Genomic DNA, 23,547 nt, shown 5'->3' with positions numbered 1-23,547 from the left:
TGGGTGGTTGTGTGGTTACCATCGGGTAACCATGGTTGCGCGACACGTGGCCCGCACAGCGTCGACCGCCGACGTCAGGCGGCGTGCCCTGCTGCGGCTGGGCAGCGCGGTGGCCTGGACGGGCGGATGGTGCCTGGTGCAGGCCCAGGAGCGTCCCATCGTGATAGGGGTGACGCCCGTGGTGCTGGAAGACCGTCTGCGGTTGTGGCGGCGCTGGGCGGCGTACCTATCGCACGCGTGCGGCGTGCCGGTGCAGCTGCGCTCCCTGGCGGGCTACAACCGGGTGGTCGAAGCCTTGCGGCAAGGTTCGCTCGACGCGGCCTGGTTGTGCGGCTACCCGTACGTGCTGCACCGCGACACACTGGCGCTGCTGGCGGTGCCGCTGTGGCAGGGGCAACCAAGCTACCGGGCGTACGTCATCGTGCGCGAGGAGCAACCCTCGACGCGCTGGGACGACCTGCGAGGCAGCGTGTTTGCGTTTTCCGACCCGTTGTCCAATTCCGGGCACCTGGTGGTGCGTGCGCATTTGTTGGAACAAGGTCAAACGCCCGAGACGTTCTTTGCCCGAACCTTTTTCACCCATGCCCACCGGCACGTGGTCGAGGCCGTGCGCGAAGGGCTGGCGCATGCGGGGGCCGTGGATGGTTATGTGTGGGAGTGGTTGCGCGCGCGCGAGCCGAGCCGGGTGCGGGGCACGCGTGTGCTGTGGCAGTCCCAGCCCTACGCGTTTCCGCCCGTGGTGGCGGGGCCGGCCTTGAGCGCCGGACGCAAGCACGTGCTGACGCGTGCCCTGCTGGGCATGGCCGACAACCCCGAGGGCGCGCACGTGCTCAGGGAGTTGCAACTGGACGGTTTTGTCGTGGGCCAGTCCCGTTGGTACGAACCGATTGCGCGCATGGCGCGCCGTTGGGGGTGACCCGTGAGCGCTGCGCGTGCACGGCTGCCGTTGCGCTGGTTGGTCCCACTGACCACGGTGGGCATGGCCTTGCTGGGAGGGGTGTTGGTGGGGTTGGCGGCGCTGGTGGTGGTGGACCGCTCGGTGCGCCTGACGGCCCAGGAGGAAACCCGCCGCCTCGCGCGCACGCTGGCGCAGGCCCTGGTCGAGCCGGTGGTGCGCGGGGATGTCTGGCAGACGTACCAGATCGTTCGCGCGGCCGGGGCGTCGTTTCCCGATGAGCCCAGTGAGGTCGTCGTGCTGGGCGACGACGAGCGGGTGTTGGCCGCGTCGCTGCCGCTGCGCTACCCGCTGGGTTTGCACGTGTCTGGTCTGCCCGCGCATTTGGCGCAGGCGGCGCGGCTGTCGCAGCAGACGGAACGCGACGTCATGCTGCTGCCGTGGGTCGCCGGCGAGCGCCAACCGGTGCTGGTGATGGCCGAGCCGATCGTTGGTGAGGAGGGGCTGCAGTTGGGCACCGTGCTGGCGGTGCACCCATCGGGGTTGACGACGCGCCAGCGTGAGCCCTTGCTGCAACGCATGGCCGGGGTTGGCGCGGTATCGCTGGCCGTGGCCGCGGTGGTGGGGGCGTGGTTGGGTTGGCGTCTGGCGCGCCCGATAGTGGCGTTGCGCGACTCGATGCGCAAAGTGGGGCACAGCGACGAGTGGGCCCAGCCATGGTTGGACCAAGCGCTGCAGCCGCTGTTGCAACGCCGCGACGACGTTGGCGATCTGGCGCGCGCCTACGCCGCCATGTTGCGGCAGTTGGATGCGCAGCGGCACCTGCAGCGGCACGTGCTGGAAGCCGAACGCCTGGCCCGGGTCGGGCAGCTGAGCGCCAGCATTGCCCACGAGGTCAACAACCCCATCGGGGGCATGCTGGCCGCGTTGGACAACCGCCGGCTGCGCGGGGGCCTGGACGATGCGACGGCGCGCACGCTGGATGTGTTGGAGCGTGGCTTGCGTCACATCCACGCCACGGTGCAGGCCCTGCTCAACGAAGCGCGCGGCGAGCAGCACGCGCTGCAACCGCAGGATTTGGACGACATGCACACGTTGTTGCTGCCGATGGCCGAGCGTGCCGGCGTCGCGCTGCGGTGGCAATTGAACTCGCCCACGCTGGCGCTGCCCGCGTTGACGGTGCGGCAGGTGGTGCTGAACCTGTGCCTGAATGCGTTGACCGCGGCCGGCCGTGGTGGGCAGGTGTTGGTGCATGGCCGGGCCACCGCGCAGGGGTGGCGGTTGCGTGTGGCCAACACGGGCGCGGCGTTGACGCAAGCAAGCTTCGACGCTTTGGTTCGTGGCCAAGGTTGGCAGGGGCAAGGGCGGGTCGGGCTGGGCTTGTGGGTCAGCGCGCGGCTGATGGCCGACCACGGTGGCCGGCTGGTCCTGGTGTCCGAGCCACCGTGGGCCACCGTGTTGGAAGCGCTGTTCGTGCCCGCGCCCGACCCGGCGGGCGTGGCGGATGCGCTGCCGACCCAAGGCCCCGAGCCAACAGGAAGCACACCATGGTGATCGACCTCATCGAAGACGACCCTTTCATGGGCGAAGCGTTGACCGAGCGGTTGCACCTTGAAGGGATGCACTGCCGCTGGTGGCGCAGCGCCCGCGACGTGACCGAGGCGGCGCAGCGCGACCCGGCACCCGATGTCGTCATCAGCGACGTGCGCCTGGGCGACGGTGATGGCACGCAGTTGCCCCAAACGCTGCCGGCGAGCTGGCGAAGCGTGCCCTGGATTTTCATCACCGGCTACGGGTCGCACGCGCTGCGCGAGACGCTGTTGGCCCGCGGTGCGCTCGATTTTTTGACCAAGCCGTTGGACATGGATCGGCTGTTGCGCCATCTGCGGCACTTGGCGCAACCCGGGCGCACCCCGTCGGGGTTGGGCGGCACGTGCTCGTGCCCGCTGGGCGTTTCGGGCGAAATGCGGCGGCTGTACACGCTCGTGCAGCGGCTGGGACCTCACTGGCAAACCGTGTTGATCACCGGTGAGTCGGGGGCCGGCAAGGAGGAGTTGGCGCGCTGTTTGCACCGCGACACGCTTGGGCCGCAGCGCCCGTTCATCGCCGTCAACACGGCTTCGCTGCCCGAAAGCCTCATCGAGGCCGAATTGTTTGGCTACGAGCGCGGCGCGTTCACCGGGGCGGCACGCGCGCACCGTGGGCTGTTCGAGCAGGCCAGCGGCGGCACGTTGTTTCTGGACGAAATCGGCGACATGCCACTGACGCTGCAGGCGCGCCTGCTGCGCGTGCTGCAAGACCGCCAGGTGACCCGACTGGGCGGGGAAAAACCGCAGCAGCTCGACGTGCGGCTGATTTTCGCCACCCATCGGCCGTTGCACGAGGCGGTGCGCGCCGGCCAGTTTCGGGAGGACTTGTACTACCGCATCAACGTCGTGCACCTGCACGTGCCGCCGCTGCGCGAACGCCCCGAGGACATCGTCTGGTTGGCGCAGCGCTTCGTGGCCCAGTGGAACGAGGCCCATCCCGGCAGGGCACGCCGGCTTGGCGCGGCCGCCGAGGCTTGGCTGGGGGCGCAGCGCTGGCCCGGCAACGTTCGCCAGTTGCGCAACGCCATCGAGCGTGCCTGCCTGTTGGCGGTGGACGAGGAGCTCGACCCGCTGCTGCTGAGCGAGTCGGTGCCCGAATCGGTGGCGCCACCGCCCGCTGCGTCGGACCAGGGCAGCGACGGGTGGTGCCCGGCGGGCCACGGCGACGGCATGGTGCGCTTGGAGGACTACCTGCGTCAGCAGGAGCGCGCCTACATCGAGCGCGCCCTCGCGCATCACGGTTGGCAGATCGGTGTGACCGCCGAGGCCTTGGGCATCAGCCGCAAAAACCTGTGGGAGCGCATGAAGCGGCTGGGGATTCAGTGAGGGCGCTGACGATGGCCGCATGCGCCCGACGAGCCAGCGTCTGGCGTGACAGATGGGCCGGGTTGATCGGTGGTAACCAGTGCACTTCCACCACGCCGGACGGCTGCCGGCACACACGTCGGATCGACTGCCACAACGTCATCTCGCCGCAGTAGGCCCACACGTTGGGGCCGGGCAGCCCGTCGCCGCGCCGGTAGCGCAACGCCACCGGCCACACGAGGGTGGCGGTGTCGATCGCCGGTTGCAGCAGGGCGGGAAAGAAGGGGCGCACATGGCGGCCGTCGGTGGTGGTGCCCTCGGGGAAGATGGCCACCGATGCGCCTGAACGCAAGCGGTCGCACAACGCGGTGTGCAGTTGGCGCAGCGCCAGCGCTTGGCCACGTGGCACGAACAGCGTGCCTGCACGCTGGGCCAAACCACCCACCAGCGGCCAGCGCGCCACCTCGTCTTTGGCCACGAAGTGGCAGGGCAGCACGCTCAGCAACGCGGGGATGTCCAGCCACGAGATGTGGTTGGCCACGATGCACGCCCCCGTGCCGTGAGCTGGCGGCGTGCCGCGCACCGCAACCCGGAGACCCACCGTGTTGAGCACATTGTGGGCCCAGGCCTGGATGCGTTGGTGACGCTGCGGGTCTGGCAGCCGCGCCCAGCCCCACTGTGTCGCCGACACACCGCGCAACAGATGAGCCCCCAGGCGCCATGTCCGCATCCAGCTGGCCGCGCCCACGCGCCACGGGGGACGTCGGGGCGCATCGTCGCTGCGGGCGTGGTTGGGCAACGCGCCGACGGAAGGGCTGTGGCGGGAGGGGGTGGGTGGGAACAGCGTCGTCATCGTGATCGGTCAACGCAAGGGGGGCCGGCGCCCGCATCAGGCTGGCACGTGGGCGCTGGCTGGCGTGCGTTGCCGATGCTGCCGCGCCCGTGTGACGACGTTGTGACAGCAGCACGCACGGCACGCGCCCGGCCGCCTTCGGGTGGTGGTCATGCCATTGACACGCAAGCGCCAACGCCGTGTCACACAGCCCGCGAACAATGCGGCGGTGCGGGGCTCACGACGCCCCGTACAACCCCGCGGAGATCAACCATGATGGATGTATTGCCAACCCCCGTGCTGCCCGCTCACCCGAGGTCAGGTTCGTTGGCCGACGCCACGACGGTGGGGCGAGTGGCCCTTGGCGCTCGGGCCGAGGCGGTTGGTGCCAAGGCGCCGTCGAACCCGATGGGCTGGCACGTGGTGTGGGCGCGGCACCTCGACGAAGTGCGTGCGGCGCAACGGCTGCGCTACCAGGTGTTTGCGCTGGAGATGGGCGCGCGCTTGCAAACGCCGCTGCCCGGCCACGACTGCGACCTGTTTGACGACTACTGCGAGCATTTGCTGGTGCGCGAGCCGATGCACGGCGACGTGGTGGGTACGTACCGAGTCCTGACCCCGGCGCAAGCCAAACGGGTCGGGTGCTATTACAGCGACACGGAATTCGACCTGACGCGCCTGCATGCTTGGCGCGAGCGCATGGTGGAGCTGGGCCGCTCGTGTGTCCACCCACAACACCGCCATGGCGGCGTGATCATGGCGCTGTGGAAGGCGCTGGCCGATTTTATGGTGCGCAACGGCCTGGATATGATGATCGGGTGCGCCAGTATCCCGATGCAGTACGATGGAGCGCATGGCGTAGCCGCAGGGGGGCACGCCGCGGCCAGCATCTGGCGGCAGGTGCGCCAGCTCCATCTGGCCCCGATCGAATGGCGCGTGCAGCCGCGCGTGCCGCTGCCGCTGCAGGCGCTGGACGACACGCTGCCTGTCGAACCCCCGGCGTTGCTCAAGGGCTACCTGCGGCTGGGCGCTAAAGTGCTGGGGCCGCCGGCGTGGGACCCCGACTTCAACACCGCCGATCTGCCGCTGATGATGCGCCTGACGGACATGCCCGTGCGCTACCGGCGTCATCTGGTGGGGGTGTGATGCGGCGTGAGCGTCGGGGGGGCGAGCCCTGGCGGCCCCACCGCGGTGGATGCGCCCTGGTGGGGCTTGCAGATGGCTGTCACAATACCTGACGCATCACGTCATCTATACCAGCAGGGTGTCCTCGCCTCGAGGGCGCCGACGTTGAAGCGCCACTGCGCATGTCCACACCATGACCCTGACGCCACCGAGCCATCCGCGCCACGCTTTTTTGGACCGCGACCAAAGCATTTTGGCTTTCAACGAACGCGTCCTCGACTGGGCGTGTCGCCGTGACGTGCCGTTGCTGGAGCGGTTGCGCTTTTTGGCCATCGTGTCGTCCAACCTGGACGAATTTTTTGAGGTGCGTTTTGCCCCCCACCACATGGCCCGCCTCACGCACGAGCAGCGCGGCGTGGCCACGGTGGAGACCTACCGCGCCCTGACCGAGCGCATCCACGCCCTGGTGGCGCGGCAGTACGCGATCTACAACGACGAGCTGCTGCCCGCGCTGGAAAAACGCGGCATCCGCATCATCGCGCATGGCGAGCGCAACCCACGCCAGCGCCGCTGGGTGCGTGACTACTTTGTCGAACAGGTGCAGCCGTTGCTGCTGCCGGTGGCGCTGGACCCGGCGCACCCGTTCCCGCAGGTGGCCAACAAGTCGCTCAACTTCATCGTGCGGCTCGGTGGGCGCGATGCTTTTGGGCGCGAACACGAGATTGCCATCGTCAAGGTGCCGCGCGCGCTCAAGCGCTTTGTGCTGATGCCGCCGGTCAAGGGCTCCAAACAGCAGCACTTCGTGTCGATCTCAAGCATCATTCGCGCGCACCTGCCGGACTTGTTCCCCGGGCGCACGGTGGTGGAGTTTTCGCAGTTCCGCGTCACGCGTCACTCGGACCTGGCGCTGGACGAAGAAGAGGTCAAAAACCTGCGCACCGCGCTGCGGCTGGGCTTGCAGCAGCGCCACTTTGGTCAGGCGCTGCGCTTGGAAGTGTCGGCCGGGTGCTCGGACTTTTTGGCCAACTTTTTGCTGCAGCAGTTTGAGTTGCCGCCCGAGAGCCTGTACCGGGTGCCGGGGCCGGTCAACCTGGTGCGCCTCAACCAGTTGGTCGACCAGATCGACGCGCCGGCGTTGCGCTTTGAGCGTTACACCCCAGGCTGGCCGGTGGCGTTGACGCCGGGGCAGTCGTTTTTCGAGCGGCTCAAGCAGGGCGACGTGTTGATCCATCAGCCCTACGAGAACTTCGACGCCGTGTTGGCCTTCCTGCGCGAGGCGGTCGAAGACCCGAACGTGCTGGCCATCAAGCAAACCATTTACCGCACCGGCAAGCGCGGGGCGATGACCGAGCTGCTGCGCGAGGCGGTGCGCCGTGGCAAAGAGGTCACGGCGGTGGTGGAACTCAAAGCCCGCTTCGACGAAGAAGCCAACATCGACCACGCCGAGCGGCTCGAATCGGTGGGTGCGCAGGTGGTCTACGGCATCGTCGGCCTCAAGACGCACGCCAAGATGCTGCTCGTCACCCGGCGCGAGGACGGCCGGCTGGTGCGCTACGCCCACCTGTCCACCGGCAACTACAACCCGGACACGGCCAAGCTGTACACCGACCTGTCGTACCTGACGGCGGACGAGGACCTCACCGCCGACGTCGACGCCGTGTTCAACCACCTGGCCAGCCAAAACCGCCTGCCGCGCCTGCGCAAAGCGCTGATGGCGCCCTTCCACCTGCAAAAAGGGCTGCTGGAGCGCATCGAGGCCTGCGCCGCGGCGGCCAAGGCCGGGCAGGGCGCGCACATCCTGCTCAAAATGAATGCGCTGACCGACGAGCCGCTGGCGCGCGCCTTGGTGCAGGCCTCGCAGGCAGGCGTGGTGGTCGACGCCGTCGTGCGCGGTGCGTGCGTGCTGCCCGCAGGCGTGCCGGGGTACACGGAGCATGTGCGCATCCGGTCGATCGTGGGGCGGTTGCTGGAACACTCCCGGGTGTTTTACTTCCGTTGGGGCGAGCACGAGGAGTTGTGGCTGGCCAGCGCCGACTGGATGAACCGCAACATGCTGCGGCGCGTGGAGCTGGCCTGGCCGGTAACAGATGCGGCGCTGCGCGCCCGCATCATGGACGAGTGCCTGCGCCTGTACCTGAGCGACCAGCGCGACGCCTGGCTGCTGGAGCCGGACGGCACCTACGTCAAAGCGTCGGAGCGCGCCCCGCGTGGTGCGCGCGCGGGGCTTGTGTCGGCGCAGAGCACGCTGATGAATCGCTACGGCACCAAAGGATGACAACGCGATGACCGACTTGATCCTGTGGCGGCACGCCGAAGCCGAAGATCTGGACGAAACCGACGACGGTGGCGGGGACGACCTGTCGCGCCGCCTGACACCGCGCGGCGAAAAGCAGGCCGCGCGCATGGCCGCGTGGCTGGATCGGCAACTGCCCCACGACGTGCGCATTTGGTGCAGCCCCGCCGTGCGCACCGAACAAACGGTGCTGCCGCTGGGACGCAAGTACCGCATCCACCCCGACCTGGCCCCGGGCGCGGACGTGGCCACGCTGCTGCGTGTGGCCCAGTGGCCGCAGGCGCGCCAGCCGGTGCTGATCGTGGGGCATCAGCCCACGCTGGGGCAGGCCATCGCGCAGCTGTTGGGCATGGCGGCGGGGCACTGCTCGGTGCGCAAGGGGGCCGTGTGGTGGCTGCGCCATCGCGAGCGCGACGGCGCAGCCCAGACCGTGGTGCTGTGCGTGCAAACGCCGGAACTGCTGTAGGGCACGCGCAGCCCTACAGCAACGCCAGCTGCAGCCGCCACGGCGTGCGCGCCCACGCCTCGGCTTCCTCGTGCAACAACCAGGCCGATTGGGGGTACTGGTGGGCCCAGCCACGGGCGGCGCTGAGTTTGAAGGTCTGGCGCGCGCTGTAGCGCAGCGTCAGCGCGTGCAGCGCCGGGTCTTTGCGCGCGTGGCACAGCAGCACCGCCAGGCGCAGGCACATCAACTGCTTGGCAAACAGCTCGTCGTGCAGCGCCGCTTCGACTTTGCGCAGCTTGCCGCGCTGGCCCAGCACCAACAGGCTGAGGCGGTGCAACTCCGGCAGCGAAAACCCCGGCGCGTCCACATGGTCCAGGATGTAGGCGCCGTGCTTGTGCGCGTCGGTGTGCGAAATGTGCGCGCCGATTTCGTGCAGCCGCGCCGCCCACGCCAGCTTTTGCGAGTAGCGGCCGTTGCGAGGATCGGGTACGGCCACCTGCTCGAACAGGTGCACCGCCACGGCGCGCACGCGCTCGGCCTGGGCGGCGTCGACGTTGAATTTTTGGGCCAGCCAGCGCACCGTGCGTTCACGCACGTCGGTGCTGTCGTGGGCGCGGTCGATCAAGTCGTACAGCGCCCCCTGGCGCAGCGCGCCCTGGGCGCGGTGCACCTCGTGCCAGCCGAACAGCTCGAACAACGCCAGCATGATGCTCAGGCCGCCCGCCAGCACCGGACGACGGTCATCCTTGAGGCCCTCCAGCCGCAGCGCGTCCACGTGCCCGGCGCGCACCAGCCGGTCGGCGATCCAGTCCAGCCCCTCGCGCGTGATGACGCCCGGCGCAAACCCGGCGTGCGCGAGCATGTCCGCCAGCGCCCCCGCCGTGCCGGACGATGCGTAAACCGCGTCCCAACGGCCGGGCGGAAACAGGTCCAGCGCTTCGTCCAACACCGCCTGCGCCGCCACCACCGCCTGGCGCAGCGCGCGTTCGCTCACGGCGCCACCGGCAAAGTAGCGCGTTGACCACGCCACGCTGCCCAGCGGGTACGACTCCATGCGCTGCGGTCGGTACCCCTGGCCCAGGATAACCTCGGTGGAGCGCCCGCCGATGTCCACCACCAGGCGACGCTCGTCCGACTGCGGCAACAGGTGGGTGACCCCTTGGTAAATCAGGCGCGCTTCCTCGTGGCCGGCCACGACGTCGATGGGAAAGCCCAGGATCTGCTCGGCACGCTGCACAAAGACGTCGCGGTTGCGCGCCTCGCGCAGCGTCTGGGTGGCCACCGCACGCACCTGACGCTTGTCAAAGCCACGCAGGCGCTCGGCAAAACGGGCCAGGCAGGCCCAGCCCCGCTCCATCGCCTCGTGCGTCAGTTGCTTGTCGCTGCCCAACCCGGCACCCAGGCGCACGGTCTCCTTCAGGTATTCGACGCGCTCGATGTGGCCGGCTTGGTAGCGGCCAATCTCCAGGCGAAAGCTGTTGGAGCCCAGGTCCAACGCGGCCAGCAGGGTTCCGTCTTGCATGCGGTGCGTGCTCGGGGGGCGTGAAGCAACAGCCCGCCAGCATACCAGAGCCGCCGCCCGCGGTTCGTGGCCGCGCGCACCAACACAGTGTCACGAAACCGTCACACACGGTGCCTACGATGTGCAGCACGGTCGCTTGTGCGGTGGCCGGGTTGTGACCAGTCAACGGAGTTTTACGGATGAAGCTGAACAAACTCGTCGCCCTGATGGGCATCGTCACCTTGGGCTTCACCGCCCAGCATGCCATGGCCCAGGCGGCGCAGGTTGACCCGGCGCTGCCCAAGTACGAAAAAGCCCCGGGCGTGTCGGGCAATTTCACCAGCATCGGCTCGGACACGCTCAACAACCTGATGACGCTGTGGGCCGAGGAGTTCAAGCGCCTGTACCCCAACGTCAACATCCAGATCCAAGGGGCGGGTTCGTCCACCGCGCCGCCTGCGCTGACCGAGGGTACGTCCAACTTCGGCCCGATGAGCCGCTTGATGACCGCCAAGGAGGTCGAAGCGTTTGAGAAAAAACACGGCTACAAGCCGCACCCCGTGCCGGTGGCCATCGACGCGCTGGCCGTGTACGTGCACAAGGACAACCCGATCAAGGGCTTGAGCATCGAGGAGGTGGACGCGATCTTTTCCAGCACGCGCAAGTGCGGCCACGCCAGCGACATCACCAAGTGGGGCCAGGTGGGGCTGACGGGTGAGTGGGCCAACCGCGACATCGCGCTGTACAGCCGCAACTCGGTGTCGGGCACCTACGGCTACTTCAAGGAGGTGGCGCTGTGCAAGGGTGACTTCAAGCGCAACGTGGCCGAGCAGCCCGGTTCGGCGTCGGTGGTGCAGTCGGTGGCCACGCAGCTCAACGCCATCGGTTACTCGGGCATCGGCTACAAGACCTCGGGCGTGCGCGCGCTGCCGCTGTCGAAGAAGAAGGGCCAGCCGTTCGTCGAGCCAGATCCCAAGCATGCGGTGGATGGCAGCTACCCGCTGGCGCGCATCCTCTACGTGTACGTCAACAAAAAGCCCAACCAGCCGCTGCCGCCGCTGGAGCGCGAGTTCTTCAAGATGGTGCTGTCGCAGCAAGGGCAAATGGTCGTGGTCAAAGACGGCTTTGTGCCGCTGCCGGCCACGCTGGCCAAAAAAGCCGTGGATGAGTTGACCAAGTGAGTGCGGGGGCAGCCATGATGATTCGCCCTGCCTTGAGTGCGGCTGCCCTGGCGGCGTGGTTGGCAGGTTGCGCTTCGCAGCCAGCCGCCACCGGTCAATCCACCGGTGGCCAAGCGCCCGCCGCCGCTGCAGCGTCGGCCCCCACCACCGCGGCTGCCGCGGCGCCGACGTCGGCGCCGGCCCAGGCTGCCGAGTTTTACGTCGTGCTGCCCGAGGACGGGCGGTACTACGCGTTTGGCAGCTTCAAGCTGTACCAGGACTACCTGGCCCACGGGGAAGTGGCGCTGACGCGCACGCGCATCGGCGCCGGCCCGACCGGACAGACCGTCGTCTTCGGTATCACCGGCGACGATGTCAAGTCCGGCAAGCCCAGCGTGGCCGAACTGGTCTACGATGGCCAGTTGACGCCCGCGGCCAACTTCTACGGTGAAGTTTTTAAAAACGGACGCTACTACGTCTTTGACAATCTTGCCCTGTTGCGCGAGTTTGCCGCCCACGGTGAAGTGCCGTACTCGTACACCGACATCGGTGCGGGGCCCCAAGGGGCCACCGTCGTGTGGGTGATGGACAAAGAGGGGTACGCCAAAGGCAAGCCCAGCGCACGTGGGCAACGCTTCCAGAGCTTGCGCGCGGGCAAGTGACGTTGCCTTTGTGCGCTCGTCATCGTGGCCGGGGCACGCAAGCCCCGGCCCTTGTTTGCATGACCGCTGATTGAACACGAGCTCAACCGACCCTCCATGAACGACAACCCGAACGCGGCTGCCAACGCACGCAGCCTGACCGTCCTCAGTGTGGACCGTGCCATGGGCCGGCGGCTGTGGACCGACCGCTGGTTCAAATACCTGATGACCATCGGTGGCCTGGGCGTGATCGTGGCCATTTCGGCCATCTTTTTCTACCTGGCCAGCGTGGTGGTGCCGCTGTTTACACCGCCCAAGGTGGATGCACAGACGTCGTACCCGGCGCCGGGCAACGCGCAGCAGCCGGCGGTGCTGTTGCAGGCGGACGAGCGGCTGGAAGCCTTGGTGCGCGCGCAGGCCGACGGCCGCGTGGTGTTTGCCGATTTCGCCAGCGGCCAGCCGCAGGCCGAGGTCGTGCTGCCGCTGCCGGCTAGCAGCGCCGTGCGATCGTCGGCAGCCGCCGACCGTGCGGTCAGCGTGATGGCGTTGGGGCTCGACGACGGCCGCGCACTGGTGGCCAAAGTGGGGTTCAAGACCAGCTTCGACGCCGAGGCGCGGCGCATTATCGAGCCGCAAGTGGAATACCCCGTCGGTGAGCAGCCGGTGGCCATCGACCCGCAGCAGCGCCCGTTGGTGAAATTGGCGGTGCAGCACAGCGCGGACGGAACCACGCTGGCCGCATTGACGGACGACGGACGCCTGTGGGTCAGTGGCTTGGCCGTGGAGCGCAACCCCATCACCGGCGAAGAAAAGGTGCAAAGCAGCGCGGCCGAAATCCAGCCCGCGCCCCCGTCGGTGCGGGACGTATTGATCGAGTTCAAGCAGCGCGAACTGTTCGTGCTGTCGGGCGATCGAGAGCTTTGGCGCTACGACATCAGCGACAAATCCGCCCCCCAGTTGTTGGAGAAGGTGCAGTTGGTCGGGGCGAACGAGCGCGTGACCGCGCTGACGATGCTGTCCGGGGGGTTTTCGATCATCGTCGGCACCGACCGGGGCAACGTGGCGCAATGGTTCCCGGTGCGCGAGGAAGGCACGCGCTTCAAGCTGACCCACATCCGCGACTTCAAGCCCATGCCGGCCGCGGTGACGGTGCTGGAGCCCGAATACCACCGCAAGGGCTTCATGGCGGGCGATGCCAAGGGCAACCTGGGCAGCTACTTCGCCACATCCAAGCGGTTGCTGTTTCAGCGCCCGCTGTCCGACCAGCCGCTGGTGCGGCTGGGCTACCCGCCGCGCGGCAACGCCTACATCGCGCAAGACGCGGCGGGGCGCCTGCACGTCGCCCGCGTGCACAACGAGTATCCCGAGGTGTCGTTCTACGCCGTTTGGCAAAAGGTCTGGTACGAAAGCTACGAGGAGCCAGCGTACGTGTGGCAGTCGTCGGCGGCCAACGCCAACTTCGAACCCAAGTTCAGCCTGACGCCATTGACCTATGGCACGCTCAAGGCGGCCTTCTACGCGATGATCGTGGCCGTCCCGCTGGCGCTGCTGGGGGCGATTTACACCGCGTACTTCATGTCACCCAAGATCCGCGGTGCGATCAAACCCACCATTGAGGTGATGCAGGCGCTGCCCACCGTGGTGTTGGGCTTTTTGGCGGGTTTGTGGCTGGCGCCGTTTGTCGAAAACAACCTGGCCGGCGTGTTGCTGACGATCGCCACTTTTCCGCTGGCGTTTTTTGCTGCGGCGTGGCTGTTTGCGTTGCTGCCCGAGGCGGTCCGCCTGCGCGTGCCGCCTGGGTGGGAGGCGGCTTGGCTGGTGCCTGTGGTCGTGTTGCAGGTGTGGCTGTGCTTGACGCTGGGCCACCCTATCGAAGCAGCGCTCTTTGGCGGCGACATGCCCAACTGGCTCAGCAACGTGGCCGGCATCAAGTTCGAGCAACGCAACTCGCTGGTGGTGGGCATCGCGATGGGCTTTGCGGTGACGCCGACCATCTTCTCGATCGCCGAAGATGCCATCTTTTCGGTGCCCAAGCACCTCACGACAGGTTCGCTGGCCTTGGGGGCGACGCCCTGGCAGACCCTCACCCGCGTGGTGCTGCTCACCGCCAGCCCGGGCATTTTCTCCGCCATCATGATCGGGTTGGGCCGCGCGGTGGGTGAGACGATGATCGTGCTGATGGCCACGGGCAACACCGCGGTGATGGACTGGAGCATTTTCACGGGTTTTCGCACCTTGTCGGCCAACATCGGGGTGGAGATGCCCGAAGCCGGCGTGGGGGAAACGCACTACCGGCTGCTGTTTTTGTCGGCACTGGTGCTGTTTGCGTTCACGTTCGTTGTCAACACGTTGGCCGAGCTGGTGCGGCAGCGGCTGCGCGAGCGCTACCAAACCATTTGAGCATGCGCCCATGCACACCGGTACACACACCATGAGAGACTGGATCAAATCGGGTTCGCCCTGGATATGGATGACGGCCGGCGCGGTGGCGCTGTCGGTGCTGGCGGTGGCCTTTGTGTTGTGGATGACCGCGGCGCGCGGCCTGACGCACTTTTGGCCCAAGGCGGTGCTGGAGGCCAACTACCGCGACGGCGAGCAAACCGTGCGCGTCATCGGCGAGTTGCGCGAACGCGAAGAGGTGGCGGTACGCCGGCTGCTGGAGGCCGGCATCAAGCTCGACACGCGCGAGCCGTTTGTGGAGCGCGTGCTCATCAAGCTGGGCAACCGCGACCTGACCGGGCAGGACTTTCGCTGGTTTGCCTCGCCCCTGCTCAGCGACATCCGTTACCCGCATGACCTCTTGACGGTCGAGCGCCACGAGTGGGGCAATTTTTACGGCCACCTCAAGGCCGTCAAAGAAAACGGTCAGGTCGTGGCCGAAGGAGCCGAGGCGTGGCCGCAACTGCAACAACGCGTGCAGCGCGCGCAAGCCCTGTTCAAGGCCATTTACCGGCTGGAAAAGCAAGACATCGGCGACGTCAACTACCGGTTGGAGCAATTGCGGCTGCGCGAGCGCAAGGCCCAGCTGCAAGGACGGCTGGACGACGCCCTGCGCGCCGAGTTGCAGCGCCAGCGCGACGCGCTGCAAGCCGAGTTCGACGGCCTGCAGCAGCGCTTGCAAACGTTGCGCGACGAGCTGGCGCGCGACGCGCTGGTGGCCGAAGTGGCCGACGGCAGCGTGGTGGAGGTGCCGCTGGCCAAGGTGGCCGACGTGTACCAACCCAACGCCATGGGGTTGACCGACAAGGCGGCGCACTACGCGCGCAAATTCTGGGAGTTTCTCAGCGACGACCCGCGCGAGGCCAACACCGAAGGCGGCATCTTCCCGGCCATCTTCGGCACCGTTGCGATGGTGCTGGTGATGTCGGTCATCGTGACGCCGTTTGGCATCATGGCGGCGGTGTACATGCGCGAATACGCCAAGCAAGGGCCGCTGATTCGCATCATCCGCATCTCGGTCAACAACCTGGCGGGGGTGCCCTCGATCGTGTACGGCGTGTTTGGCCTGGGCTTTTTCGTCTATGTGCTGGGGGGCAACATCGACCGGCTGTTTTACCCCGAGGCGTTGCCCGCGCCCACCTTCGGCACGCCGGGCCTGTTGTGGGCGTCGCTGACGCTGGCCATCCTGACGCTGCCGGTGGTGATCGTGGCCACCGAAGAGGGGCTGGCGCGTGTGCCCCGCTCGGTGCGCGAGGGCAGCCTGGCGCTGGGCGCGACGAAGGCCGAGACGCTGATCCGCACCGTGCTGCCGATGGCCAGTCCGGCGATGATGACCGGCCTGATTTTGGCGGTGGCGCGCGCTGCGGGCGAGGTGGCCCCGCTGATGCTGGTTGGCGTGGTCAAACTGGCCCCGTCGCTGCCCATCGATGGCTACGCGCCGTTCATCCACCTGGAGCGCAAGTTCATGCACCTGGGCTTCCACATTTACGACGTGGGTTTCCAAAGCCCCAACGTGGAAGCGGCCCGGCCGCTCGTGTACGCCACGGCGCTGCTGTTGGTGCTGCTCATCATGGTGCTCAATTTGGCGGCGATCAAGCTGCGTAACCACCTGCGCGAAAAATACCGCGGATTGGAAAGCGTCTGAATCATGAACCAAGCGACCGAAAAAACCACGTTTGTCCACACCCACGCCGCCTTCCACCAGGCGCCGCCGCTGGACAGCCTGCCCAAAGCCCTGGAGGTGCGCAACCTCAACCTGTGGTACGGCGACAAGCACGCGCTGCACAACATTTCGATGGGCATTCCCAAGGGGCGGGTGGTGGCTTTCATCGGCCCGAGCGGCTGCGGCAAATCCACGCTGCTGCGCTGCTTCAACCGCATGAACGACTTGGTGGACAACTGCCGCATCGAGGGAGAAATCCTGCACGAGGGGGTCAACATCTACGACCGCAGCGTCAACGTGGCGCAACTGCGTCGGCGCATCGGCATGGTGTTCCAAAAGCCCAACCCCTTCCCCAAATCGATTTACGAAAACGTCGCTTACGGGCTGCGCCTGCTCGGGGTCAAAAACAAGGCGTACATTGACGAGGTGGTCGAAAAATCGCTGCGTGGCGCGGCGCTGTGGGACGAGGTCAAGGACCGGCTCGACGCCAACGGTCTGAGCCTGTCGGGCGGTCAGCAGCAGCGCTTGGTGATCGCGCGCGCCATCGCGTTGGAGCCCGACGTGCTGCTGCTGGACGAGCCGTGCTCGGCGCTGGACCCGATTTCCACCGCCAAAATCGAGGAACTGCTCATCCAGCTCAAGGAAAAATACACCATCGTCATCGTGACGCACAACATGCAGCAAGCGGCGCGCGTATCGGACTACACCGCCTACATGTACCTGGGCGATTTGATCGAGTACGACGCCACCGACAACATCTTCACCCGCCCCAAACGGCAGGAAACCGAGGACTACATCACCGGCCGCTTCGGCTGAACGACGGTCAGGACAGCAGGAGTCAGCGATGGAAAAACACATCTCCAGCCAATTCGACGCCGAGCTCAATTCCATTTCCACCCGCGTGTTGGAAATGGGCGGGCTGGTGGAGCGGCAAATCCAGTGGGCGGTGCAGGCGTTGCTGGACGAAGACGGCGAGCGCGCCCAGCAGGTGCTGCAGGTCGAACGCGAAATCAACGAGCTTGAATTGGGCATCGATGCCGACCTGTCGACCACCATTGCGCGGCGCCAGCCCACCGCGCGCGATTTGCGCTTCCTCATCGGTATTTCCAAAACCGTGGGCAACCTGGAGCGCGCGGGCGACGAGGCGGCACGCATCGCGCGCATGGCAGCCTCCATCGCCGACAGTGGCCACGCCCGCCGACTGCCGGTGGCGGAGCTGCGCTTGGCGGCGGACCTGGCGGCGGGGATGTTGCGGCGGGCGCTGGACGCTCTGGCGCGGCTGGACGTGGACGAGGCGCTGGCCATCATGCGCGACGACGACCGCATCGACGTGGAGTTCAACGGCTTTGTGCGCAAGCTGGTCACGTTCATGATGGAAGACGCACGCACCATCTCGACCAGCCTGGATTTGCTGTTCGTCGCCAAAGCCATCGAGCGCATTGGCGATCACGCCAAAAATATTGGCGAGTTGATCATTTACATCGTCAAGGGCCTGGACGTGCGCCACGCCCCGTTGGAGCAAGTGGAGTCGGTGGTGCGATGAGAAAGTTGCCGCGGGTGTTGGTGGTGGAAGACGAACCGGCGATCGCCGAGCTGATCGCCGTCAACCTGCGTCACAACGGCTTTGCCCCCACGGTGGTGTTCGACGGCGAAGCGGCCCAGCGCGAAATGGACGCCGTGCTGCCCGACGTGGTGCTGCTCGACTGGATGCTGCCGGGCAAAAGCGGCGTGCAGCTGGCGCGCGCGTGGCGGCTCGACGAGCGCACGCGGGCGGTGCCGATCATCCTGCTGACCGCGCGCGGCGAAGAGTCCGACAAGGTGCAGGGGCTGGACGCGGGCGCCGACGACTACGTGACCAAGCCGTTTTCGACGCAGGAGCTGCTGGCCCGCATTCGCGCGGTGTTGCGCCGCCGTGCGCCGGAGAGCGTGCCCGACACGGTGCACATCGGCGCGTTGGTGCTGGATGCGGCCGCGCACCGCGTGACATGGCAGGGGCAGGAGATCAAACTGGGCCCCACCGAATTTCGCCTGCTGCACTACCTGATGAAGCACCCGGAGCGCGTGCACAGCCGCGCCACGCTGCTGGACCGCGTGTGGGGCGACCACGTGTTCATCGAAGAGCGCACGGTGGACGTGCACATCAAGCGCTTGCGCGAGGCGTTGGGTGGCGCGGCGGCGATGATCGAAACGGTGCGTGGTGCCGGCTACCGCCTGAGCGCGGCCGCTGCGGCGGCTTGATCCAGCTCAGCGTGCCGGGGCTGCGAGCCGCTATCATCCGTTCGCATGTGGCAGCGCACAATCGCTTTGGTGGCATGCGCCAGTGGCGGCGCCGCGCTGGTGTGGCTGCTGTTGCCCGGTCGTGGATTGGGGTGGGTCGGCGCACTGGCCGGTGCCGTGGCGTGGCAAGTCTGGGACCACCGCCGCTGGCGTGCGGTGCTGACCTGGCTGCGTGAACCTCGGCCGGCGGACACCCCCGAGGTGGACGGCGCCTGGGGCGAGCTGGTGGCACGGGTGCGCCGTGCCCTCAAGGCCGCCAACCGCAAAGCGCGCAAGGCGCAGGCGCGGCTGCAGGAGTTTTTGTCCGCCATCCAGGCGTCCCCCAACGGTGTGGTGCTGCTCAGCAAAGAAGGCACGATCGAGTGGTGCAACGTGATGGCGGGCGAGCACCTCGGTTTCGACGCCAAGCGCGACCTCGGCCAGCGCATCCGCAACCTGGTGCGCGACCCCGTGTTCATTCAGTACCTGAACCAGCGCGACTTCACCCAGCCGGTCGAAATCGACGCGCGCCAGGCGCGGGCCGGCCAGCCCCGGCGCATCGCGGTGCAGATCTTCCCGTACGCCAAGGGGCGCCGCTTGCTGCTGACGCGCGACGTCACCGCGCTGCAGTTGGCCGAGGCCATGCGGCGCGACTTTGTGGCCAACGTCTCGCACGAAATCCGCAGCCCCTTGACGGTGATCGCCGGGTTTATTGAAACGCTGCAAACGTTGCCGTTGGATGAGGCGCAGCGTCAGCACTACCTCGGGTTGATGGCGCAGCAGGCCCAGCGCATGCAGGCGCTGGTGGACGATTTGCTGACCCTGTCGCGCCTGGAAGGCAGCCCCGCCCCCGACGCCAGCCATTGGGTGGCCGTCTCCGCGCTGGTGGAGGAGGCCGCGGCCCATGCGCGCGCGCTGGCCGACGTGCTGCACGGTGGAGGCCAGACCATCGAGGTGCAGCGTGGCCCGGAGGTGGAGGTTGCGGGCCACGCCGGTGAACTGGCCAGCGCGCTGGGCAACCTGGCCAGCAACGCGGTGCGCTACACGCCCGCGGATGGCCATATCACGGTGGGCTGGACGGTGCTGCCCGACGAGACCGTGGACATCTGGGTGCGCGACGACGGCCCCGGCATCGCGCCGGAGCACCTGCCGCGCCTGACCGAGCGTTTTTACCGCGTCGACCGCAGCCGCTCGCGTGACACCGGGGGCACGGGCCTGGGGCTGGCCATCGTCAAGCACGTGGCGCAGCGCCACGGTGGCGAGTTGCTGATCGACAGCACCGTCGGTAAGGGCTCGACGTTTCGGTTGCGGCTGCCGCCAGCGCGGGTCATGGTCCTGTCGTCGCCCGACGGGGCGCGCGCGTCCAACCGTCAGGACGCGCCGTCTGCGCTGGGCGCTGCGCGCTCGTAAACCCGCCAGCGCTCGCGGTTTTCGCGCAAGCGTGGCAGGTCAGCGCGCAGGGTCCACTGGTCGGGGTCGATGGCACGGGCGCGCGGTCCTGCCACAAGCAACGGGCAGCGCTGCGCGCTGCGGCTGTCCAGCCGTTGCACGGCCAGCCCACCGTGCAGGCGCAGCGCGCCAATGTCCCCCGGGGAAAGCCCCGTCACCGCCACGCACGCCTGGGCGGGCACCAGCCGCGCGATGCGCTCGCTGATCGGCCGCAGGCCCAAACCCCAGTTGAGCAGCGGCAGCCACAGCGTCATCAGCAGCAACCAGTTGAGCGTGAAGCCTGCCGCCGACAGCACCAGCCCCTTCCACAGCGCGGGCGCGTGCCGGCCCAAGCGCCACACCACCAGCGCCAGCCACAGTGCGGTGCCGGCCAGCGCCGCGCCCAACAACACGGGGTGCAACGCCGGCTCGAAGCCCGGGGCCGCGCGGGCCACGTTGGCGGCCGGTTTGGCGGGCACGCCGGTCATCATCGCCACCCAGATGACCCAGACGATGACCGCAGCGCCGCTGTACAGCAACACGGCAAACCAGTCGATCGCGGCGCTAAGGCTGCCGCGCAGGGTTGGCAAGGCCCACGCCGCCAGCGTGGCGATGCTGGGCAGCGCCAACACCAGCACACGGTCGTTGGCGCCATCGGCCACGCTGGCCAGCAGCACCACAAGCGCTTGCGTCAGCGGCCAGCCGATGTGGGGTGAGCGCAGGTGCGCACGCCAGCGCCACAGCGCCCACAGGGCCAGCACGGCGCTGGGCCAGACAAACCAAGCCAGCAGACGGCCCAAGCTTCCCCAAGCCGCCAGGCTGGTCAGATCGAAGCCATCCGGCCAGCCGTACGCCGTCCAACCCAAGCCAGCCGGGTGCAGCGCCCAGGTCAACCCCAAGGCAGCGGCACATCCCGCCAGGGCCAGCACGACGCGGCTGGGCGGCATTCCCGTGCGCCACCACCACGCGGCTTGCGCCAGGGCCAGCGGCCCCACCAGCCACGGCGCTCCGCTCAACGCCAGCACGAACGCCGCGGCCCACGTTCCGCCGACGGCGGCCCCCAAGCGGACCGAAGTGGGTTGGGGCGCGCCGCCGGACGACCATCCGTGGGCGCCCGCCCAACCCCACAGGGCCACGCCAGCCAGCTGCAGGGCCGTGGGGGTGGTTTCGTGCGCCAGCATGGCCAACCCCAGGGTGGCCACCAACGCCAACAACGCACCGTCGGCCACCGCGCGCGCATAGTCCACGGGCGCCACCGCTTCGCCCAACGCGGGCGCCAAGGGTTGCGCCGCCGGCAGGCGCGCCAGACGGTACACGCTGTACCAGGTGCATGCCAGCGTCAGCCCCAGCGCCAGCACAAAAGGCAGGCGCGCCGCCACCAACGTGGGCAAGGGCAGCCACGCGATGGCCGCCGCGCCCAGCCAATAGGGCAGCCAAGCCAGGGGCAACACGGTTTCGCCCAACACCTGCGGCACGTGCCATGGGCCGCCAGCGTGCATCTCGAGCATCACGGCCAGCGACGTCAGGTCGGCCCCCCGCCAGGGGTCACGCCCCCAAAACCCCGGCAGCACGTACGCCGCCATCAACAGCCAGGGCACCCAGCGTGGCAAGCGGCGCACCGCTTGGGGCACGACCAGGGCGGGGGTAGGGCGGTTCATGCAGGCATCTCCAAGCCGACCGGGGCGTGTGCGGTGCCCAAAAACAAACAGCCCGCAAGCGGGCTGTCATCCACGCAGCGGGCGGTGCGCCCCACGGCGCAAGCGTCACTTGGCCGCAGCGCGAGCGTAGCGGCTTCGGAACTTTTCCACGCGCCCGCCCATGGTGTCCACCGTCTTTTGGGTGCCGGTGTAAAACGGGTGCGATTCGCTGGAGGTTTCCAGCTTGAACAGCGGCAGCTCGCGGCCGTCGTCGAGCTTGATCGTTTCCTTGGTGGGCGCGCACGAGCGGATGATGAACTGCGCGCCGTTGGACAGGTCGACGAAGCAGACTTCGCGGTAGTTCGGGTGGATGCCTTCTTTCATGGTCGCTTTCCTGCTGGCAGCAGCCACGGCCGGCCCATCCGGCGCACTTGCTGCAAAGTCTTTTATTATAAATGAACCGACGTCGCCTCAGCCGCCCCGGCGCATGAGCTCGAAGAACTCCTGGTTGTTCTTGGTTTGCTTCATGCTCTTGAGCACCATCTCCATGGCCTCGATCTCGTCCATGTTGTAGAAGAACTGCCGCAGGATGCGCGTCTTTTGCAGCACTTCCGGCGGCAGCAGCAGCTCCTCGCGCCGGGTGCCGGAGCGGCTGAGCTGGATCGAGGGGAAGACGCGCTTTTCGTACAGGCGGCGGTCGAGGTGGATTTCGCAGTTGCCGGTGCCCTTGAACTCCTCAAAGATCACCTCGTCCATGCGGCTGCCGGTGTCCACCAACGCGGTGGCGATGATGGTCAGGCTGCCACCTTCTTCGACGTTGCGCGCCGCCCCGAAGAAGCGCTTGGGCCGCTGCAGCGCGTTGGCGTCCACCCCGCCGGTCAGCACCTTGCCCGACGAGGGCAGCACGTTGTTGTAAGCGCGCGCCAGCCGGGTGATCGAATCCAGCAGGATCACCACGTCTTTTTTCAGTTCGACCAGCCGCTTGGCGCGCTCGATAACCATCTCAGCCACGTGCACGTGGCGCGCCGCCGGCTCGTCGAAGGTCGAGGCGATGACCTCGCCGCGCACGGTGCGCTGCATTTCGGTCACTTCCTCGGGGCGCTCGTCCACCAGCAGCACCATCAGCGTCACTTCGGGGTAGTTGGTGGTGATGGCGTGCGCGATGTGTTGCATCATGACCGTCTTGCCGCTCTTGGGCGGCGCCACGATCAGGGCACGCTGGCCCTTGCCGATCGGGGCGATGATGTCGATGATGCGGCCGGTGATGTTTTCTTCGCTCTTGAGACCCTCGCGCTCCAGCTTCATCTGCTCCTTGGGGAACAGCGGCGTGAGGTTCTCGAACATGATCTTGTGCTTGTTCTGCTCGGGCGGCAGGCCGTTGATCTTGTCGAGTTTGTTGAGGGCAAAGTAGCGCTCGCCGTCTTTGGGGATGCGCACGTCGCCCTCGACCATGTCGCCGGTGTGCAGGTTGAAGCGGCGGATCTGGCTGGGCGAGATGTAGATGTCGTCGGTGCTGGCGGTGTAGCTGGCGCTCGGGTCGCGCAGGAAGCCAAAGCCATCCGGCAGCACTTCCAGCACCCCATCGGCAAACACCTGTTCGCCCGCTTTGGCGCGTTTTTTGATGATGGCGAACATCAGCTCCTGCTTGCGCATGCGGCCGGTGTTGTCGATTTCGAGCGACTCGGCCATCTTGAGCAGTTCGGAAACGTGCAGGGCTTTGAGTTCGTTGAGGTGCATGGGGAACTCCGTGCGAAAGGAGTGCGCCGCGCGCGAGGCGCGCAAGTCGAACCCGGCGGTACGCCGCGTGGTCAGAGGACGTGGGAAAAACGTTGTGGCCAGCGCAATGGCCTATCAACGGGGATGGCCGCTGCGACGTCAACGGCCCCCGTGGACGACGCCCGCCCACAGATGCGGCGCGTCAACCAACCTCGGTATTATGGCATGGTGCGCGTGTCGCCCACCATGCCACGTGGCGACTCAGGCCAAAAACGGTTCGATGAAGCTGACCAACTGCGCCTTGGACAGCGCACCCACCTTGGTGGCCGCAAGCTTGCCGTCTTTGAACAGCATCAACGTCGGGATGCCGCGGATGCCAAACTTGGCCGGCACTTCGCGGTTTTCGTCCACGTTGACTTTGGCCACCTGCAGTTTGCCTTGGTACGCCTGCGCAACCTCGTCCAGAATCGGGGCGATCATGCGGCAAGGCCCGCACCATTCGGCCCAAAAGTCCACCAGCACCGGTGTGCTGGCGCCCAGCACATCGCGGTCGAAGGTGGCGTCGGTCACGTGTTGGATGAGGTCACTGGCCATGGTGGTGAACTTGGACGTTGGACGAAAG

20 protein-coding genes are annotated in these 23,547 nt (G+C 67.4%); 14 read left to right on the top strand and 6 right to left on the bottom strand.

Annotation, left to right across the window (positions count from 1 at the left end; translation table 11 throughout):
- The first annotated feature begins 31 nt into the window (after window positions 1-31).
- The 3 genes from EDC36_RS07565 to EDC36_RS07555 are packed head-to-tail and all read left to right on the top strand — an operon-like array spanning window position 32 to window position 3,810.
- Entirely contained in the window at window positions 32-916 is an 885-nt protein-coding gene (locus EDC36_RS07565; RefSeq protein ID WP_165902833.1) for a substrate-binding domain-containing protein, read from the top strand.
- A gap of 3 nt (window positions 917-919) precedes the next feature.
- Window positions 920-2,449, top strand: a complete 1,530-nt coding sequence (locus EDC36_RS07560) for a sensor histidine kinase (protein WP_132962654.1) — start codon at window positions 920-922, stop codon at window positions 2,447-2,449.
- A complete protein-coding gene (locus EDC36_RS07555; RefSeq protein WP_132962653.1) occupies window positions 2,443-3,810 on the top strand; it encodes a sigma-54-dependent transcriptional regulator in 1,368 nt (455 codons plus the stop codon). Before EDC36_RS07560 ends, EDC36_RS07555 begins: the two co-directional genes overlap by 7 nt.
- On the opposite strand, the gene EDC36_RS07550 is transcribed toward EDC36_RS07555, so the two are convergent.
- Complete coding sequence (locus tag EDC36_RS07550; protein WP_132962652.1) at window positions 3,761-4,642, bottom strand: lysophospholipid acyltransferase family protein; 882 nt, start codon at window positions 4,640-4,642, stop codon at window positions 3,761-3,763. The two genes, EDC36_RS07555 and EDC36_RS07550, sit on opposite strands and share 50 nt — an antisense overlap.
- 255 nt (window positions 4,643-4,897) lie before the next feature.
- Between EDC36_RS07550 and EDC36_RS07545 the strand changes: the two genes are divergently transcribed.
- The 3 genes from EDC36_RS07545 to EDC36_RS07535 all read left to right on the top strand — a co-directional run bounded on the left by EDC36_RS07545 (window position 4,898) and on the right by EDC36_RS07535 (window position 8,505).
- Window positions 4,898-5,767: a GNAT family N-acetyltransferase gene (locus tag EDC36_RS07545; RefSeq protein ID WP_132962710.1), complete on the top strand. Its 870-nt coding sequence runs from the start codon at window positions 4,898-4,900 to the stop codon at window positions 5,765-5,767.
- A gap of 172 nt (window positions 5,768-5,939) precedes the next feature.
- The gene (gene ppk1, locus EDC36_RS07540; protein ID WP_132962651.1) at window positions 5,940-8,021 is read left to right on the top strand and encodes a polyphosphate kinase 1; all 2,082 of its coding nucleotides are present in this window, start codon (window positions 5,940-5,942) and stop codon (window positions 8,019-8,021) included.
- Window positions 8,022-8,028: 7 nt separating this feature from the next.
- Window positions 8,029-8,505, top strand: a complete 477-nt coding sequence (locus EDC36_RS07535; protein ID WP_132962650.1) for a SixA phosphatase family protein — start codon at window positions 8,029-8,031, stop codon at window positions 8,503-8,505.
- A 13-nt stretch (window positions 8,506-8,518) separates the two neighbouring features.
- Here the strand turns inward: EDC36_RS07535 and EDC36_RS07530 are convergent, their stop codons facing one another.
- Window positions 8,519-10,006 carry a Ppx/GppA phosphatase family protein gene (locus EDC36_RS07530; RefSeq protein ID WP_132962649.1) on the bottom strand — a complete coding sequence of 496 codons (1,488 nt, stop codon included), beginning with the start codon at window positions 10,004-10,006 and terminating at the stop codon, window positions 8,519-8,521.
- Between the two features lie 179 nt (window positions 10,007-10,185).
- On the opposite strand from EDC36_RS07530, the gene EDC36_RS07525 reads away from it, so the two are divergent.
- The 8 genes from EDC36_RS07525 to phoR all read left to right on the top strand — a co-directional run bounded on the left by EDC36_RS07525 (window position 10,186) and on the right by phoR (window position 19,554).
- Complete coding sequence (locus EDC36_RS07525; protein WP_132962648.1) at window positions 10,186-11,166, top strand: PstS family phosphate ABC transporter substrate-binding protein; 981 nt, start codon at window positions 10,186-10,188, stop codon at window positions 11,164-11,166.
- Window positions 11,167-11,198: 32 nt separating this feature from the next.
- Entirely contained in the window at window positions 11,199-11,807 is a 609-nt protein-coding gene (locus EDC36_RS07520) for a hypothetical protein (protein WP_132962647.1), read from the top strand.
- Between the two features lie 96 nt (window positions 11,808-11,903).
- Entirely contained in the window at window positions 11,904-14,186 is a 2,283-nt protein-coding gene (locus EDC36_RS07515; RefSeq protein ID WP_132962646.1) for an ABC transporter permease subunit, read from the top strand.
- A 10-nt stretch (window positions 14,187-14,196) separates the two neighbouring features.
- The gene (pstA, locus tag EDC36_RS07510) at window positions 14,197-15,870 is read left to right on the top strand and encodes a phosphate ABC transporter permease PstA (protein ID WP_243646519.1); all 1,674 of its coding nucleotides are present in this window, start codon (window positions 14,197-14,199) and stop codon (window positions 15,868-15,870) included.
- Window positions 15,871-15,873: 3 nt separating this feature from the next.
- On the top strand, window positions 15,874-16,704 hold the full coding sequence (pstB, locus tag EDC36_RS07505) for a phosphate ABC transporter ATP-binding protein PstB (RefSeq protein WP_132962645.1): 831 nt from the start codon (window positions 15,874-15,876) through the stop codon (window positions 16,702-16,704).
- Between the two features lie 28 nt (window positions 16,705-16,732).
- The gene (gene phoU / locus EDC36_RS07500; RefSeq protein WP_132962644.1) at window positions 16,733-17,431 is read left to right on the top strand and encodes a phosphate signaling complex protein PhoU; all 699 of its coding nucleotides are present in this window, start codon (window positions 16,733-16,735) and stop codon (window positions 17,429-17,431) included.
- Window positions 17,428-18,126, top strand: coding sequence for a phosphate regulon transcriptional regulator PhoB (gene phoB / locus EDC36_RS07495; RefSeq protein ID WP_132962643.1), 699 nt, complete (start codon window positions 17,428-17,430; stop codon window positions 18,124-18,126). Before phoU ends, phoB begins: the two co-directional genes overlap by 4 nt.
- 45 nt (window positions 18,127-18,171) lie before the next feature.
- Window positions 18,172-19,554: a phosphate regulon sensor histidine kinase PhoR gene (gene phoR, locus EDC36_RS07490; protein WP_132962642.1), complete on the top strand. Its 1,383-nt coding sequence runs from the start codon at window positions 18,172-18,174 to the stop codon at window positions 19,552-19,554.
- On the opposite strand, the gene EDC36_RS07485 is transcribed toward phoR, so the two are convergent.
- The 4 genes from EDC36_RS07485 to trxA all read right to left on the bottom strand — a co-directional run bounded on the left by EDC36_RS07485 (window position 19,515) and on the right by trxA (window position 23,519).
- A complete protein-coding gene (locus tag EDC36_RS07485; protein WP_132962641.1) occupies window positions 19,515-21,230 on the bottom strand; it encodes a hypothetical protein in 1,716 nt (571 codons plus the stop codon). The genes phoR and EDC36_RS07485 overlap by 40 nt on opposite strands.
- Before the next feature lie 105 nt (window positions 21,231-21,335).
- The gene (locus EDC36_RS07480; protein ID WP_132962640.1) at window positions 21,336-21,593 is read right to left on the bottom strand and encodes a type B 50S ribosomal protein L31; all 258 of its coding nucleotides are present in this window, start codon (window positions 21,591-21,593) and stop codon (window positions 21,336-21,338) included.
- Window positions 21,594-21,680: 87 nt separating this feature from the next.
- Window positions 21,681-22,946: a transcription termination factor Rho gene (gene rho / locus EDC36_RS07475; RefSeq protein WP_132962639.1), complete on the bottom strand. Its 1,266-nt coding sequence runs from the start codon at window positions 22,944-22,946 to the stop codon at window positions 21,681-21,683.
- A 240-nt stretch (window positions 22,947-23,186) separates the two neighbouring features.
- Window positions 23,187-23,519 (bottom strand): thioredoxin TrxA, encoded by a 333-nt coding sequence (gene trxA, locus EDC36_RS07470; protein WP_132962638.1) that lies wholly within the window; start codon window positions 23,517-23,519, stop codon window positions 23,187-23,189.
- Window positions 23,520-23,547 lie beyond the last annotated feature (28 nt).

Source organism: Tepidimonas ignava (genome assembly GCF_004342625.1).
GTDB classification, from domain to species: domain Bacteria; phylum Pseudomonadota; class Gammaproteobacteria; order Burkholderiales; family Burkholderiaceae_C; genus Tepidimonas; species Tepidimonas ignava.
The sequence above is the reverse complement of the archived record's forward strand: the minus strand, read 5'-3'. Positions and strand labels throughout refer to the sequence as shown.